We start from the raw sequence: 16,133 nt of genomic DNA, 5'->3' as shown, positions 1-16,133 counted from the left end.
AACTAGCCGTGTAGGAAAATGATATCTACACGGCTTTTTTAGTGATAGAAATGACAACTTTATATTCATACTCGATTTTTCACACAATTATTGATACTATAAACTTACTGAATACTTCAAAGGGGGAATCCTGTGTTACTTGATAAAAAAAGAAGGCTGGGCAAACAGCTTGAAGAATTATCAGTAGGGGAGTCGATTCAGCTAACAGAGAGAATAGAGGATAAGGATTTATTATTATATTTAGGTTTAACAAATGACAATAATCCTTTGTACATACAACATGACTATGCTGCATCAACCGCTTATGAAAAACCAGTAGTACCGACTATTATGCTGACTGGAATAGTTACTTCAGCTATTTCCAAACATTTACCAGGTGCAGGATCATATATTTGTGCTCAAACCTTTCACTTTCCTACTCCTTTATATCATTATGAAACAGTTCAAATTCAATTAACGGTAGAAAATATTGACACTATTAATCGTCAGATAAAAGTGAAAGTTGAAGGATTAAATAGTAAGGAAGAAATTGTGTTAGAGGGTACTGTAACAGCTATTCCACCAATTCACCCAAAATGAATTTGGTAACAAAGGGTATTGGATTAAAAACATCATAGAGCAAATTAGATTTGAGATGGGGGTTTCAAATCAATTGCGGAGGCATATAAATGACAAACAAAATACTTGTAGTGGACGATGAATTATCAATTGCGACTTTATTACAATACAATTTAAAACAAGCTGGATACGATGTGATCATAGCAAATGATGGACGCGATGGTTTGCAGAAAGCAATTTCTGAAAAACCAGATTTAATTTTGTTAGATTTAATGCTACCAAAATTAGATGGTATGGAAGTTTGCAAAGAATTACGTATAAAAAAACTGGATATCCCAATAATAATGCTTACTGCAAAGGACGATGAGTTTGACAAAGTACTTGGCCTAGAGTTAGGTGCCGATGACTATATGACAAAGCCATTCAGTCCAAGAGAAGTAATGGCACGCGTTAAAGCAGTTTTAAGACGTTCTAAGGTGATCAAAAACTCTCAAGAAATAGAGGAAGAGAGTTCAGAAGAAAAATCTTATCACTTTGGTCGTTTAAATGTTTATCCAGATCGTTTTGAAGTATTTATGGATGATAAGTTATTGGAATTTACGCCAAAGGAATTTGAATTGCTTGTATATCTTTTGGAAAATAAGAATCGAGTTTTAACTCGTGATCAATTATTAAGTGCTGTATGGCATTATGATTTTGCAGGTGATACACGTATAGTAGATGTTCACATTAGCCATTTACGTGATCAAATTGAAGAAAATAGCAGAAAGCCGAAGTTTATCAAGACAATTCGAGGTTTAGGTTATAAATTCGAGGAGCCAAAAAATTGATACAATCTTTAAGATTTCGTTTACTGATTACTTTTAGTTCATTATATATTGTTACTTTAGCTGGTCTAGGATTTACTCTGGGTCAGCTTTTCCCGCTATTAGTAAAAGATACTGTTAGGTCAAATTCTATTAAAGCTAAAGATGATGTGATGCATGCTATTAAGGAACAACATGTTTCATTAACAGAATCTCAAGAACGTGCAATTATTAATTCCATTAAAGATAATACAAATTTACAAGATTTATCTGATATACGATTGCAGTTTTGGATTTTGCTTGCAATTATTTTCATATTAGCTTTTATTATTTTAATAATGGTGACGTATCGTCTTATTAAAAATTTATCGCAGCCTATAGATAATGTTATGATGACAGCATTTGAACTTGCGAAGGGCAATTACCGTGCACGTGCATATGAAATTACTGGTTCACCGACATTGCGTTTAAGTAAGGCAATCAATGTTCTAGCACGTAATTTACAAGATATTGTGATTGTTCGTGAAATTGAACAAGAACGTTTAAAAACGTTGATTGAGAATATGGGTAGTGCACTAATCATGATTGGGCGAGAAGGCGAAATAACAATTGTCAATCGAACTTTTACTGAGTTATTTGATCAAACATATGAAGACGTTAAAAGACAACTATTTCGAGAATTGGGGCTACCTATCGAATTAGAGGAATTTGTAGATCACGTTTTTATGACCGAAATTCCATATAGGAAACAAATTCATATTCAAGTTGAAAAAGGCTATTTTGATATGGAGGTTTACGGTGCGCCTGTAGTTGGAGAACATGGACTTTGGCTTGGTGTAGTGATCGTAATGCATGATATTACGGAGTTGAAAATGCTTGAACAAGTTCGTAAAGACTTCGTAGCAAACGTATCACATGAGCTAAGAACACCTATTACATCTATTAAAGGTTTTTCTGAAACATTGTTAGACGGTGCATATAAAGATCAAGAAACCTTATTGAATTTCTTAGATATAATGTATCAAGAAAGCAATCGTTTGCAGATGCTTGTAAATGATCTACTAGATTTATCTAAAATAGAAAAAACAGGTTTTACAGTGAATATGGAAAAAACAAGTTTAAAAGATGTCATTATTCGAACTATAGAAATGACAAATCAGAAATTAGACGAAAAGAATATGCATTTTGAAGCAATTATTGATGAAGAGGTTTATATAAATGGAGATAATAACCGTTTAGTCCAAGTCATGATGAATTTAATGATTAATGCCATTAATTATTCACCTGAAAACACAAAGATACTAGTTCATCTATATGAAGAATCTCAAAATGCTATTGTCGAAATATCAGATGAGGGTATAGGTATTAGTGAAGAAGAACTTCCGCGAGTATTCGAACGCTTTTACCGTGTAGATCGCGACCGTAGTAGAAATTCGGGTGGAACAGGTTTAGGTTTAGCTATTGTTAAACATTTAGTTGAGGCACATCATGGGAAAATCGAAGTTGAAAGCAGCGTAGGAAAAGGAACAACAATGCGTCTGATCTTTCCGAGAATAGAAAAGTAATTCATTTACAATGACTTAACATTAAGTTTATATTATCTTCAAATTTAGTAATTATACTAATTTATGAAGCCCCCTTCAAATTATATAATACAAAAAGAGAGTTGCATTATTACATGCGCTCTCTTTTTGTATGAGCGAACGTTTTTTCGCATTTTACATAGTCGTCTTTTCCTTTCTTATTATAGGCATGGTAAAATAATAAGAACGAATCATTCATGAAAAATTATTATTAGATAAAAAATGAGTTAATTATTTAGGAGTGTGCCAAAATGACAAAGGAAAAATTACTTTTATTAGATGGTAATAGTTTGGCTTATCGAGCGTTTTTTGCGTTGCCATTGTTAACAAATGACCAAGGAATTCATACAAACGCGATTTATGGATTTACCACTATGTTACAAAAAATTTTGGAAGAGGAAAAGCCGACGAAAATGCTTGTTGCATTTGATGCTGGGAAAACAACCTTCCGACATAAAACATATTCCGAATACAAAGGTGGTCGTCAAAAAACACCTCCAGAATTATCTGAGCAATTCCCGTACCTTAGAAAATTACTTGATGCTTATCGGATTAAACAATATGAGTTAGAAATGTATGAAGCAGATGATATTATTGGCACATTGAGTAAAGAAGCGGATGAAAAAGGTCTTGAAGTTATTATTGTTTCAGGAGATAAAGACTTAACACAATTAGCATCTAACAATACAACTGTATATATTACTCGTAAAGGCATGACAGATATTGAACATTATACGCCGGATCATATTAGTGAAAAATATGGACTGACACCCCACCAAATTATTGATATGAAGGGATTAATGGGTGACTCATCTGATAATATTCCTGGTGTTCCTGGCGTAGGTGAGAAAACGGCGATTAAGCTTTTAAAACAATTTCCTACTGTAGAAGAAGTTTATGCGCATCTAGAAGAAGTAAGTGGAGCAAAACTGAAAGAAAAGCTTGGAAACAACGAAGAACAAGCGAAAATGAGTAAACAACTAGCAACGATTAATCGTGAGGCTCCAATTGAAGTTAAACTGGATGATCTAAACTATGAAGGCCCTGATGTGGAAAATCTATTTGCTTTATGGCAAGAACTTTCGTTTAAATCATTAATCGAAAAAAGTGAATACGAATCTGAAGCAAAGGAAACAGCAGAGTTGAATTTTGAAATTATCGACGATCTTACTGCTGATCAATTAACTAGTCCGATGGCGATCCATCTAGAATTAGCTGACGAACACTATCATACTTGCGATAAATTTGGTGTGGCAATTGCAAATGGTGACATAGCTTACTTTGTTCCGTTTGAAAAAGTCTTGGCGTCAGAAAATCTTAAATCTTGGCTTGAAGATGATTCAAAGAAAAAATATTTATTTGATTCGAAGGCAACTCAAGCAGCATTTTTGCGTAGTGGTATTAAGTTAAAAGGAGTAGAGTTTGATCTACTACTAGCAGCCTATATTTTAAATCCCGCAATGTCATCAGATGATGTAGCTGTTGTGGCAAAAGAATTCGGTTATAGAGATGTTCAATCGAATGACGTTGTTTATGGAAAAGGAGCTAAAAAAACAGTCCCTGAACAAATAGTTATAGCAGAACATACATGTCGAAAAGCCTCAGCTGTATGGAATCTTCAAGTAAAACTTGAAGAACAGTTAAAAACCAACGAACAATATGATCTATACCGTAATCTAGAATTGCCATTAGCTACTATTCTTAGTGAAATGGAAAGTGAGGGAGTTGCAGTTGATCGCAATCGTCTCATCGAAATGGGTGCAGAACTAACCGCTAAGCTAAAAGAGATTGAAGAGAATATATATCAAATCGCAGGAGAAAAATTTAATATCAATTCACCAAAGCAACTAGGAGTTATTTTGTTTGAAAAACTTGGTCTACCTGTTATTAAAAAGACAAAAACAGGTTATTCAACGGCTGCAGATGTGTTAGAAAAACTAGCTCCAGAGCATGAAATTATTCAACATATTTTACAATATCGTCAACTTGGCAAACTACAATCTACCTATATTGAAGGGTTGTTAAAGGTCATTCATGAAGAGGACCAAAAAATCCATACACGCTATCAACAAGCGTTAACGTCAACAGGACGTTTAAGTTCAACAGATCCTAACTTACAAAACATTCCGGTTCGTCTAGAAGAAGGGCGAAAAATTCGCCAAGCATTTGTTCCTTCTCATGAAGGTTGGAAAATGTTTGCTGCCGATTATTCTCAAATCGAATTACGTGTACTTGCACATATGTCTAACGATGAAAATTTGATCAATGCTTTTAACCATGGCATGGATATTCATATGAAAACAGCAATGGATGTTTTTCATGTTGGAGAAGAAGAAGTTACATCAAATATGAGACGTACTGCCAAAGCCGTTAACTTTGGAATAGTATATGGTATTAGTGATTATGGTTTATCACAAAATTTAAATATTACCCGTAAAGAAGCTGCTGAATTTATCGAGCGCTATTTTAAAAGCTTCCCTGGCGTCCAAAATTATATGAAAAATATCGTAGAAGAGGCAAAGAAAAAAGGCTATGTAACAACAATACTAAACCGCAGACGTTACTTGCCCGATTTAAATAGTTCAAACTTCAACTTACGTAGTTTTGCAGAACGTACTGCTATGAATACACCGATTCAAGGAAGTGCAGCAGATATTATTAAAAAAGCAATGATTGATATGGCTAAAGCTTTAAAAGAGCAAAAACTTCAAGCGAAAATGTTATTACAAGTACATGATGAATTGATCTTCGAAGCACCCGAGGAAGAAATTCCTGTACTTGAAAAATTAGTACCAGAAGTTATGGCAAATGCATTTAAATTACAAGTACCATTAAAAGCTGATTATGCATCAGGTCCAACATGGTATGAAACAAAATAAAGGAGTGATCGCATGCCAGAATTACCTGAAGTTGAGGGAGTTGTGCGTGCACTTCAACCTGTCGTGACGGGGAAAATAATCCGTCGCGTTCAGGTTTCAAATACAATTTGTACCTCTATAAAAGAAGGAAAAGCATGTATTATCAAGGGGATGGACCATGAAATTTTTTCAGACGCAATAAAAAATATGACTATTAAAGAAGTTAAACGACGTTCTAAGTACATCTATTTCTTCTTAGAGAAAGACAATATAAACTATGTACTAGTGAATCATTTAGGGATGACAGGTGCGTGGTTTCACGTACGTTCATTAGAAGAAATAACTGAAGCAAAATTTCAAAAGCACATACATATCGTGTTTACTTTTGGAGAGAAAGAATTTCTTGTATATGCTGACATACGACGATTTGGCGAACTGCGTCTACTCCATTCAATTGAGGAGTATCCACCTCTATTAGAAATAGCACCAGAGCCTTTTTCAAAAGAAGCATTGCCTTATTTTTTAGCAAAAGCAAAATTACCAAAATATGCGAACAAGGCAGTGAAAGAAGTGATTATGGATGGGCATGTAATTGCAGGCTGCGGCAACATTTATGCAACTGAATCTTTATTTCGTATGAAAATTCATCCTGCACGAAAAGTTTCAAGAATCAGTGAAAAAAGAAAGAAAGACTTATTTTATACAATTGTGGACATTTTACAAGAAAGTATTGATGCTGGTGGGTCTAGTATTTCTGATTATCGAAACATCAATGGTGAAGCAGGTGGCATGCAGGATCGATTGAAGATGTATGGAAAGAAAACGTGTCCAATATGTCATACTAATACAAAACAATTGGTAATTTCAGGACGTAATTCAGTGTACTGTCCAAATTGTCAACATTAAGGGTGAGTGAAGAAATGATTATTGGTTTAACAGGAAGTATTGCAAGTGGTAAAAGTACAGTAGCAAAAATGTTACAAGAATTAGGTTTTCCAATTGTCGATGCCGACATTGTTGCGAGAGTTGTAGTAGAACCAGGTACAGAGACATTAGATAAAATTGTAGATGTATTTGGAAAAGATATATTACTAGATAACGGCAGTTTAAATCGTGCAAAATTAGGAGATATAATTTTCCATAATCCATCAAAAAGAAAAGAATTAAATGATATTATGCATCCAGCTATTCGTCAAGAAATGTTGCGTCAAAGGGATGAATGGATTGAAAAAGGGGAAAAACATATAATAATGGATATTCCATTACTTTTTGAAAGTCGATTACAACATTTTGTGGAGAAAATTTTAGTCGTTTCTGTTTCTGAGGAAACCCAACTAGCAAGATTGATGGAAAGAAATCACTTATTAGAGGAGGAAGCAAAAGCTAGAATAGCTTCTCAATTACCTCTTTCTGTAAAAGAAAAGGGTGCTGATGCGGTCATTTATAATAATGGAAACTTAGAAAATACCCGTGCTCAACTGTTGAAAATACTGGATTTATGGGACTGCAACTGTTAAAAAGATATAAATTTCTGAAAATATAAATTTTAAAATATAGATTAAATTATGTTTTACTTTCTAATAAATGTGCTATACTATTTGTGAATAATACAAATTAAGTATAACGTAGTGAATAGGGAGGATATTATTCATGACAGTTTCGATTGCTATTAACGGATTTGGCCGTATTGGACGTATGGTATTCCGTCAAGCGATTCTACAAGATGATTTAAATATTGTTGCGGTAAATGCAAGTTATCCAGCTGAGACATTAGCTCATTTGGTTAAATATGATACATCTCATGGTAAATTTGATGGTGAAGTAAAAGCAGAAGAGGATGCGCTAATCGTAAATGGTAAGCGTGTACAACTTGTAAATGAACGTAACCCTCAAAACTTACCTTGGAAAGAAATGGACGTAGATGTTGTTATTGAAGCAACTGGTAAGTTCAATGAACGTAGTAAAGCAGCATTACATCTTGAAGCAGGTGCAAAAAAAGTAATTTTAACAGCACCAGGAAAAAATGAAGATGTCACTATTGTAATGGGCGTTAATGATGAAAAATTAGATCTTTCTAAACATGATGTTATTTCAAATGCAAGTTGTACAACAAACTGCCTTGCACCAGTTGCAAAGGTTTTAAATGATACATTTGGTATCATCAATGGTTTAATGACAACTGTTCATTCATATACAAATGACCAAAAAAATATTGATAATCCACATAAAGACTTACGTCGTGCTCGTGCATGTGCTGAATCGATCATTCCTACTTCTACAGGTGCAGCTAAAGCGTTAACACTTGTGTTACCTGAATTACAAGGTAAATTACATGGTATGGCATTACGTGTTCCTACACCTGATGTATCATTAGTCGATTTAGTAGTAGACCTGCAACGTGATGTAACTATTGAAGAAGTAAACGAAGCATTTAAAAATGCTGCTGAAGGTCCTTTAAAAGGTATTTTAGATTTCACGATGGAACCACTTGTTTCTCGTGATTACTATACAAATCCAGCTTCAGCAACTATTGATGGTCTTACAACAATGACTATTGGTGGCAATAAAGTAAAAGTTATTGCTTGGTACGATAACGAATGGGGTTACTCTGCACGTGTTGTAGACTTAACAAAAAAAGTTGTTTCTGAATTAAAACAACAAGAAGTTAACGTTTAAAAATTTTTAAATAATACTAAAACGAATGGGCTGTTCAAAAATTCAGTGGAAACTGGATTTTTGAAACAGCCTTTTTTGATAAATATGACGGATTTCGAGTTATTTTTTATGTAAAGAGGATTTTCTACTCTTTTTTTCGATTTATACCATTATTTTTTGATATAATAGATAAACTAATATGTTTTCGAAATCAGGAGAGAAAAATTATGAAATGTCCAACTTGTCAATTTAATGGAACAAAAGTCATTGATAGTCGACCAGTCGATGATAACAAAGCAATTCGTAGACGTCGGGAATGTGAATCATGTGGGTTTCGTTTTACAACTTTCGAAAAAGTAGAAGAAATGCCTCTTATTGTGATCAAAAAAGATGGATCACGTGAAGAGTTTAGCCATGAAAAAGTACTTCGTGGCCTTATTCGAGCTTGTGAAAAGCGTCCAGTATCATTAGATATTTTAGAGGATTTAGTGTTTAATATAGAGCAAGATTTACGTCGTATTGGGAATGCTGAAGTGAAAACAGAAGATGTTGGTGAAATGGTGATGGATCGCCTTTCTAAAATAGATGAGGTGTCTTATGTTCGCTTTGCCTCTGTTTATCGTCAATTTAAGGATATCAATGTCTTTATCGATGAGCTTAGAGAATTAATCGAAAAACAATCTAAAGAACGAGAAAATGATCAATAATAGAAGTTTTGGAGGGAACCGTTGGTGAATTTATATAAAGAATTGCAACCTGTTGATCGACTATCCATTCGTGTTCCATTTCCTCTATCAAGTTATGATCGAAAGTTAATCACGCTTTTGTATCAACCGCTTATTGGAGCAGAACCCATCAGTTTATATTTTTTATTATGGGCAGAGGGCGAAAATTCTGAAGATAGTACGATGTCACATTATCATTTGATGAACGCATTGAACATGCCAATAGGTAAAATCTTCGAATCACGCATTGCGCTCGAAGCGATTGGTTTACTTCGAACATGGCGCAAAGACCAACAAGAAATGCGTTCTTTTCTCTATGATGTAATGCCGCCACTCGATGCAGCTACTTTTTTTGATGATCCACTTTTATCTATGTTCTTATATAGTAAGATTGGTGAATCAGCATATAGAAATTTGCGTCAACGCTTTGTTTCAAAAGGGCTGTCTAGTTATGGCTATCAGGAAGTATCTAGAACATTTACAGATGTTTATAGACCTGTTCAGCATAATATACCGTCTGATGAAATCCACCTTACTGGAATACAAGAAAAGCCAAAAGAATTACCGTTCAACTATGAAGAATTTGATTTTCATCTTTTAAGATCTACTCTTTCTGAACAGCTTGTACCTTCATCTGTTTTAACGGCTGAAGCGAAAGCAACGATTGCGAAATTAGCGTTTCTTTATCATTTAACACCATTTGATATGCAAAAGATCATTCTTTTAGCACTTGATGATGAAATGGGATTAAGTGATTTACGCTTAAAGAAAGAAGCTGCTGATTATTATAAATTGACAGTATCGAAAGAACCGCCAACAATGCAATCTGTTATGGAAAATGTAAAACAAAAGCAAGAATTATTCACGCAAACTCCAGTGGATGATAACGATATAAACCCGATGGAACAAGAGCTGATAAAATGGTTTGAAACTTCTTCTCCTATTGATGTATTAACAGCTGTAGCAGGAGGCAAGGAACCATTTCCAAGTGATCGCCAGTTAGTCGAAGATTTGGTGATGCAATATGGTATGCCAACGCCTGTAGTCAACGTACTTATTCACTATGTCTTTTTGCGAAATCACGGTAAATTGAATCGGAAATATATAGAAACTATTGCGTCACATTGGCGTAATACTGGTGTTAAATCAGCAAGAGAAGCCATGAAATTGGCAAGAGATTTTGAAGAACAAAAGGGAATAGATTCTAAACAAGAAGATGCTTCTATAGAAACCAAGGATTACTCGAAAGAATACAAGATATTGAAAGCAGGGGCAGGTACTTTTTATCAACTTCCACAGTTTGTAGATTCTGATTTTGCCAATGCGGAAGAGTTGAAAAAAGAGTTACTAGAAATACTAAATAATGCAGAATCTCTAGAATTGTTATCGATGCTCGTCAAAGGAAAGGCACCGTTTGAAAGAGATGTTAAAGTAGTAAATGAATTTATAAAGAAATATGATATGCCTGTTCCTGTTGTAAATGTTCTTATACATTATGCTTATTATTTAAGTAATGCGAATATAAATAGTGCATTCATACAGGCAATAGCAGCCAATTGGCAAAAAAATAATATTCAAAAAGCGGAACAAGCGCTTAATTTTGCGAAGGATTATCAAATACAGAAAAACCGTAAACAATATATGCCTAAGGGGAAACAAACTGCTAAATCACAAAATGTTCCTGATTGGTATTATGAAAATAAGTTAAAGCAGCAAAAGAAAAAAGAAGTAAAACAAATAGATCATAAGCAAACAGATTATGAAAAGAAACGTCAGGAAATTATGAAGAAGTTAGGTATGAATGAAGGAGAGGTGGATTCATAGAATGGAACCAATCAACAACAGATTAACGAAAATCATGGATTCACAATTTCAAGCTCGTTTTGATGAAATGCAAAAAGAAATCCTCGAAGATAAAGGTGTGCAAAAATTTCTTGCTGAAAACGACCAAGTCGCAAATCGTCAAATGGTCGAAAGAGGTTTAGGAAAACTTTATGAATATGTCAATCAACAACATGATTGTAGCCAATGTGAATCTGTCGCTACTTGTAAAAATGCAATAAACGGTTTTGTTCCAAAACTAACAATCATTAGAGGGAAAATCGATGTAGAATATACACCTTGTCAGACAAAAAGAATGGAAGATGCGCGTCGTAAAGCAGCATCTATGATTTCTAGTATGCATATGCCAAAGGATGTATTAAAGGCCAAAATCAGTGACTTAGATACGAGCAATGAATCTAAAAAAGCAATCCGTACATTTGCTGAGATGTTTATTCAAAAGGTTAAAAATACTGGTAATTTACCTAGAACAGGCTATTATATATATGGCAATTTTGGTGTTGGTAAATCATTTGTCCTTGGTGCGATTGCAAACGAACTTGCTTCGATGGAGATCAAGACAGTAATGGTTTATGTTCCTGATTTTTTAAGTGAGTTAAAAAGTTCGATTCAAGATCAATCGTTACAAGAAAAAGTTGAATTTGTAAAAAATGCACCTGTTCTAATGTTGGATGATTTAGGAGCAGAAAATCTATCTCCTTGGACAAGAGATGAAATTATAGGAACAATTTTACAATTTCGCATGAATGAAGGCTTGCCAGTTTTTATCACATCTAATTACAATTATGAACAGTTAGAAGAACACTTTGCTACAACTCAAAAAGGCGAAGTAGATGTGATGAAAGCAGCAAGGATAATGGAACGTGTTAGAGCTTTAACGACGGATTTCGAAATGGTTGGCGAAAATAGAAGATTATATCACAATTAGTTTTGATGAAATGACTTGAATTGTCGCTTGATTTTAAAAGCATTTCAGTATATAATTTCAACCATAATCTAAATATGAAATGCTTTGATAAGGACAACAATTTTCTGCACGACTCAAAGAGAGGGAAGCCACGGCTGAAAGCTTCTTAGTAACGACATAAAATTTACCGCCTTGGAGCAGCGACAGTGAAGTAAAAGTAATTGTCGACGGTTGCGGCCCGTTAGCCGAACTAGAGCTTCATCTATGCAAAGATGTTTCGTAATCTTTGTTTAGAAGGAAGAAGGGTGGAACCACGAGTATAAATCTCGTCCCTTTGTGGACGGGATTTTTTTGTGTAGAATCGATGTTTTCACAGCTAAACGAGTCATTCACCTTCTCGGTTAAAAGCAAAAAGACGCTTTCAATTTGAAGGTTCCAGTGCTTGTAGTAGCTAAACGATCGCCTTCCGCACTTATTTGTGGCCCAGAGCTCTAGAATATAAAAAAGGAGAGATTATTATGGCAGACATGATCAAATTAACATTCCCAGATGGCTCAGTGAAAGAATTTGAAAAAGGAATTACTACTGATGCTGTAGCATTATCAATCAGTCCAGGGTTACGTAAAAAAGCAATCGTCGGTAAATTTAACGATGTATTAGTTGATACAAAAACACCTCTTGAAGAAGATGGTTCAATTTCTATCATCACACCTGCTGATAAAGAAGCACTTGAAGTAATGCGTCATTCTACAGCTCATCTTTTAGCTCAAGCTGTAAAACGCTTATTCCCAGGAGTAAAACTTGGTGTAGGTCCAGTTATTGACGATGGTTTCTATTACGATATCGATTCACCTGAACCAATTACTTCAGATGATTTCCCACGTATCGAAAAGGAAATGAAAAAAATCATTGCTGAAAATATTGAAATTGTCCGTCACGATGTTTCTCGTGCAGAAGCGAAAAAACGCTTTGAAGAAATTGATGACGAATACAAATTAGAACTTCTTGAAGCAATTCCAGAAGATGAACAAGTGTCTATTTACGAACAAGGTGATTTCTTCGACCTTTGCCGTGGAGTACACGTACCTTCAACAGGTAAAATTAAAGAGTTTAAATTATTATCAATCGCTGGTGCATACTGGAGAGGGAACTCTGATAACAAAATGCTTCAACGTATTTACGGTACAGCATTCTTTACAAAAGATGAATTAAAAGCACATCTTCAAATGCTTGAAGAAGCAAAAGAACGCGATCATCGTAAAATTGGTAAAGAACTTGAATTATTTACAACAAGCAAATTAGTAGGACAAGGTTTACCATTATGGTTACCAAATGGTGCTACTATTCGTCGTACAATTGAACGTTATATTGTGGATAAAGAAGTATCTCTTGGTTACAAACATGTGTATACTCCAGTACTAGGTTCTAAAGAACTTTATGTAACTTCAGGTCACTGGGATCACTACCAAGATGATATGTTCCCACCAATGGAAATGGATAACGAAACTTTAGTTCTTCGCCCTATGAACTGCCCACACCATATGATGGTATATAAATCAGCAATGCGTTCATATCGTGATCTTCCATTCCGCGTGGCAGAACTTGGTACAATGCACCGTTATGAAATGAGTGGTGCAGTATCTGGACTACAACGTGTACGCGGCATGACTTTAAATGATGCTCACTTATTCGTACGTCCAGATCAAATCAAAGAAGAATTCAAAAAAGTAGTTGAACTAATCCTATCTGTTTATAAAGATTTTGACTTAAACGACTACGAATTCAGACTTTCTTATCGCGATCCTGAAGATACTGAAAAATACTTTGACGACGATGCAATGTGGGAAAAAGCACAAAGTATGTTGAAAGAAGCTATGGATGATCTTGGTTTAGACTACTATGAAGCTGAAGGTGAAGCTGCATTCTACGGTCCAAAACTAGATGTTCAAGTAAAAACAGCTATTGGTAAACAAGAAACTTTATCTACAGTACAACTTGACTTCTTATTACCAGAACGTTTCGATTTAGGTTATGTAGGTGAAGATGGTAAACAACATCGCCCAGTTGTTATCCACCGCGGTGTAGTATCAACTATGGAACGCTTTGTTGCTTTCTTAATCGAAGAATACAAAGGCGCTTTCCCAACATGGTTAGCACCAGTTCAAGTACAAGTAATCCCTGTATCTAACGATGTTCACTTCGATTACGCTAAAGGTGTACAAGAAAAACTTCAAGCTGCAGGTTTCCGTGTAGAAATGGATTATCGTGATGAAAAACTTGGCTACAAAATTCGCGAAGCTCAAATGAAAAAAATCCCTTATATGCTTGTTTTAGGTGATAAAGAATTAGAAAGTGGTAGCGTAAATGTTCGTCGCTACGGCTCTAAAGATTCTGAAACTGTTTCATTTGACGAATTCTTAAAAGCTATTCAAGCTGACGTAGCTCATAAAGGATAAATTTGTTATTAGTTTATATATTGAAGAAAGAGCACATCCTTAATTTGAGGATGTGTTCTTTTTTTCGTATTGCATTGTATTATCTTATGATTACAATATATATTTTATAAAAAATGTTGACAAATTATTTCTTACATGATAAAGTATAAAAGGTTAATGAATACAAAGTTTGTGGTTGAAGTAGAGGCTGCCCGCTTCTCACCTGATTGATCTAAGAAATTAGTGTTGACAGGTTACATGATAGAACGGATCACGCATTTCGGCGTGTACATATATCTTGCGGGCGGACATTTCGACTATGTCCGCCCTTTTTTAGTGGACATCGAAATACCCGTACCGATCTTCGGGCAACTAGCCCAAACCATGTATTCGCGACACTACTTGGAGGTGGATTGTTATTAGCAAAGACATGTATGTAAACGAAGGTATTCGCGCTCGTGAACTTCGTCTAATCGATCATAATGGTGATCAGCTTGGAGTTAAATCACGAAACGAAGCCTTATCAATTGCAGAACGTGCAAATTTGGATCTTGTCCTTGTGGCTCCTCAAGCCAAGCCACCAGTCGCTCGTATCATGGACTATGGTAAATTTAAATTCGAGCAACAAAAGAAAGATCGCGAAGTACGCAAAAACCAAAAAGTTATCGTGATGAAAGAAGTAAGACTAAGTCCTACTATCGATGAACACGATTTCCAAACAAAATTGCGTAACGGGATCAAATTCCTTGAAAAAGGAGACAAAGTAAAAGCATCTATTCGTTTTAAAGGCCGTGCTATTACTCATAAAGAGATTGGTCAAAAAGTGTTAGATCGCTTTGCGGAAGCTTGTGCTGAAGTTGCAACGGTTGAACAAAAACCGAAAATGGAAGGCAGAAGCATGTTCTTAGTATTACAACCTAAGAACGAAAAAAAATAAGTTTTTAGTCGAACAGTTTAGGAGGAATTCGAAATGCCAAAAATGAAAACTCACCGTGGCGCAGCTAAACGTTTCAAAAAAACGGGTACTGGTAAATTAAAATATGACCGTGCTTACGGTAGCCACTTATTCGCAAACAAATCTACTAAAGCAAAACGTCACTTACGTAAAGCAAATATCGTATCTTCAGGTGACTTCAAACGCATTAAATCTTTACTTGCGAACATTAAATAATTCCGAAAATACATTAATATTCATGTAATTGAATAGCAGGAGGTAATTAGTATGCCACGCGTAAAAGGCGGTACTGTAACACGCGCACGTCGTAAAAAAGTTTTAAAATTAGCTAAAGGTTACTTTGGTTCTAAACATACATTATATAAAGTTGCTAACCAAGCAGTTATGAAATCAGGTCAATATGCATATCGTGACCGTCGTCAAAAGAAACGTGATTTCCGTAAATTATGGATCACTCGTATCAACGCAGCTGCTCGCATCAACGGTCTTTCTTACAGCCGTTTAATGCACGGTTTAAAACTTGCTGAAATCGAAGTTAACCGTAAAATGTTAGCTGATCTTGCTGTAAATGATGCAGCTGCATTCGCTCAATTAGCAGACGCTGCTAAAAAAGCAATCGCAAAATAGTATAACAATAGATAACGTAATGTTTCTATCGTATGATTAGAGACACTATTCCTTATATATTTGTTATGCTTAATTAAAGCCTATGAATATTTAATATTCATAGGCTTTTTTTCGTGCAATTATGCCCTATAAAAGTAGATATGAAGATTTAAATCGTTAACTGGTTAATCGGAAAATAATCC

Annotated in this window: 14 protein-coding genes and 1 other annotated feature; all 14 genes read left to right on the top strand. The window is 34.8% G+C overall.

Translation table 11 applies throughout. From position 1 onward, the window contains the following. Positions 1 to 132 precede the first annotated feature (132 nt). The 14 genes from D1606_RS16075 to rplT all read left to right on the top strand — a co-directional run bounded on the left by D1606_RS16075 (position 133) and on the right by rplT (position 15,951). Positions 133 to 579: a MaoC/PaaZ C-terminal domain-containing protein gene (locus D1606_RS16075; protein ID WP_119417031.1), complete on the top strand. Its 447-nt coding sequence runs from the start codon at positions 133 to 135 to the stop codon at positions 577 to 579. An 89-nt stretch (positions 580 to 668) separates the two neighbouring features. Beyond that, the gene (locus D1606_RS16070) at positions 669 to 1,388 is read left to right on the top strand and encodes a response regulator transcription factor (protein ID WP_119417030.1); all 720 of its coding nucleotides are present in this window, start codon (positions 669 to 671) and stop codon (positions 1,386 to 1,388) included. Beyond that, positions 1,388 to 2,929 carry a two-component system histidine kinase PnpS gene (gene pnpS / locus D1606_RS16065; RefSeq protein WP_119417032.1) on the top strand — a complete coding sequence of 514 codons (1,542 nt, stop codon included), beginning with the start codon at positions 1,388 to 1,390 and terminating at the stop codon, positions 2,927 to 2,929. The genes D1606_RS16070 and pnpS overlap by 1 nt, the downstream gene beginning before the upstream one ends. A 269-nt stretch (positions 2,930 to 3,198) precedes the next feature. Next, complete coding sequence (gene polA, locus D1606_RS16060) at positions 3,199 to 5,826, top strand: DNA polymerase I (RefSeq protein WP_119417029.1); 2,628 nt, start codon at positions 3,199 to 3,201, stop codon at positions 5,824 to 5,826. Between the two features lie 12 nt (positions 5,827 to 5,838). Further along, positions 5,839 to 6,711, top strand: coding sequence for a bifunctional DNA-formamidopyrimidine glycosylase/DNA-(apurinic or apyrimidinic site) lyase (gene mutM, locus D1606_RS16055; protein WP_119417028.1), 873 nt, complete (start codon positions 5,839 to 5,841; stop codon positions 6,709 to 6,711). 14 nt (positions 6,712 to 6,725) lie between these two features. Further along, positions 6,726 to 7,322, top strand: coding sequence for a dephospho-CoA kinase (coaE, locus tag D1606_RS16050; RefSeq protein WP_119417027.1), 597 nt, complete (start codon positions 6,726 to 6,728; stop codon positions 7,320 to 7,322). A 133-nt stretch (positions 7,323 to 7,455) separates the two neighbouring features. Then, on the top strand, positions 7,456 to 8,481 hold the full coding sequence (locus D1606_RS16045) for a glyceraldehyde-3-phosphate dehydrogenase (RefSeq protein WP_119417026.1): 1,026 nt from the start codon (positions 7,456 to 7,458) through the stop codon (positions 8,479 to 8,481). 206 nt (positions 8,482 to 8,687) lie between these two features. Next, positions 8,688 to 9,167 carry a transcriptional regulator NrdR gene (gene nrdR / locus D1606_RS16040; protein WP_119417025.1) on the top strand — a complete coding sequence of 160 codons (480 nt, stop codon included), beginning with the start codon at positions 8,688 to 8,690 and terminating at the stop codon, positions 9,165 to 9,167. Positions 9,168 to 9,191: 24 nt separating this feature from the next. Then, entirely contained in the window at positions 9,192 to 11,009 is a 1,818-nt protein-coding gene (locus D1606_RS16035; RefSeq protein WP_233548146.1) for a DnaD domain protein, read from the top strand. 1 nt (position 11,010) lies between these two features. Further along, positions 11,011 to 11,955: a primosomal protein DnaI gene (dnaI, locus tag D1606_RS16030; protein ID WP_119417023.1), complete on the top strand. Its 945-nt coding sequence runs from the start codon at positions 11,011 to 11,013 to the stop codon at positions 11,953 to 11,955. A 75-nt stretch (positions 11,956 to 12,030) separates the two neighbouring features. Further along, positions 12,031 to 12,271: a binding site (T-box leader), on the top strand. A 181-nt stretch (positions 12,272 to 12,452) separates the two neighbouring features. After that, complete coding sequence (thrS, locus tag D1606_RS16025; RefSeq protein ID WP_119417022.1) at positions 12,453 to 14,390, top strand: threonine--tRNA ligase; 1,938 nt, start codon at positions 12,453 to 12,455, stop codon at positions 14,388 to 14,390. 409 nt (positions 14,391 to 14,799) lie between these two features. Further along, a complete protein-coding gene (gene infC, locus D1606_RS16020; RefSeq protein ID WP_119417021.1) occupies positions 14,800 to 15,306 on the top strand; it encodes a translation initiation factor IF-3 in 507 nt (168 codons plus the stop codon). A gap of 33 nt (positions 15,307 to 15,339) precedes the next feature. After that, positions 15,340 to 15,540: a 50S ribosomal protein L35 gene (gene rpmI, locus D1606_RS16015; RefSeq protein WP_119417020.1), complete on the top strand. Its 201-nt coding sequence runs from the start codon at positions 15,340 to 15,342 to the stop codon at positions 15,538 to 15,540. 51 nt (positions 15,541 to 15,591) lie between these two features. Continuing rightward, a complete protein-coding gene (gene rplT / locus D1606_RS16010) occupies positions 15,592 to 15,951 on the top strand; it encodes a 50S ribosomal protein L20 (protein WP_119417019.1) in 360 nt (119 codons plus the stop codon). The last annotated feature ends 182 nt before the right edge of the window (positions 15,952 to 16,133 follow it).

The organism is Rummeliibacillus sp. POC4 (genome assembly GCF_003576525.1).
In the GTDB taxonomy this organism is placed as follows: domain Bacteria; phylum Bacillota; class Bacilli; order Bacillales_A; family Planococcaceae; genus Rummeliibacillus.
Note: the sequence above shows the minus strand (reverse complement) of the source record. Positions and strands in the feature narration are given on the sequence as shown.

Excerpts from the sequence above, each read along its gene's own strand:
- D1606_RS16070 (WP_119417030.1), top strand. The coding sequence starts at position 669 with ATGACAAACAAAATACTTGTAGTGGACGATGAATTATCAATTGCGACT.
- polA (WP_119417029.1), top strand. The coding sequence starts at position 3,199 with ATGACAAAGGAAAAATTACTTTTATTAGATGGTAATAGTTTGGCTTAT.
- mutM (WP_119417028.1), top strand. The coding sequence starts at position 5,839 with ATGCCAGAATTACCTGAAGTTGAGGGAGTTGTGCGTGCACTTCAACCT.
- coaE (WP_119417027.1), top strand. The coding sequence starts at position 6,726 with ATGATTATTGGTTTAACAGGAAGTATTGCAAGTGGTAAAAGTACAGTA.
- D1606_RS16045 (WP_119417026.1), top strand. The coding sequence starts at position 7,456 with ATGACAGTTTCGATTGCTATTAACGGATTTGGCCGTATTGGACGTATG.
- nrdR (WP_119417025.1), top strand. The coding sequence starts at position 8,688 with ATGAAATGTCCAACTTGTCAATTTAATGGAACAAAAGTCATTGATAGT.
- dnaI (WP_119417023.1), top strand. The coding sequence starts at position 11,011 with ATGGAACCAATCAACAACAGATTAACGAAAATCATGGATTCACAATTT.
- thrS (WP_119417022.1), top strand. The coding sequence starts at position 12,453 with ATGGCAGACATGATCAAATTAACATTCCCAGATGGCTCAGTGAAAGAA.
- infC (WP_119417021.1), top strand. The coding sequence starts at position 14,800 with ATGTATGTAAACGAAGGTATTCGCGCTCGTGAACTTCGTCTAATCGAT.
- rpmI (WP_119417020.1), top strand. The coding sequence starts at position 15,340 with ATGCCAAAAATGAAAACTCACCGTGGCGCAGCTAAACGTTTCAAAAAA.
- rplT (WP_119417019.1), top strand. The coding sequence starts at position 15,592 with ATGCCACGCGTAAAAGGCGGTACTGTAACACGCGCACGTCGTAAAAAA.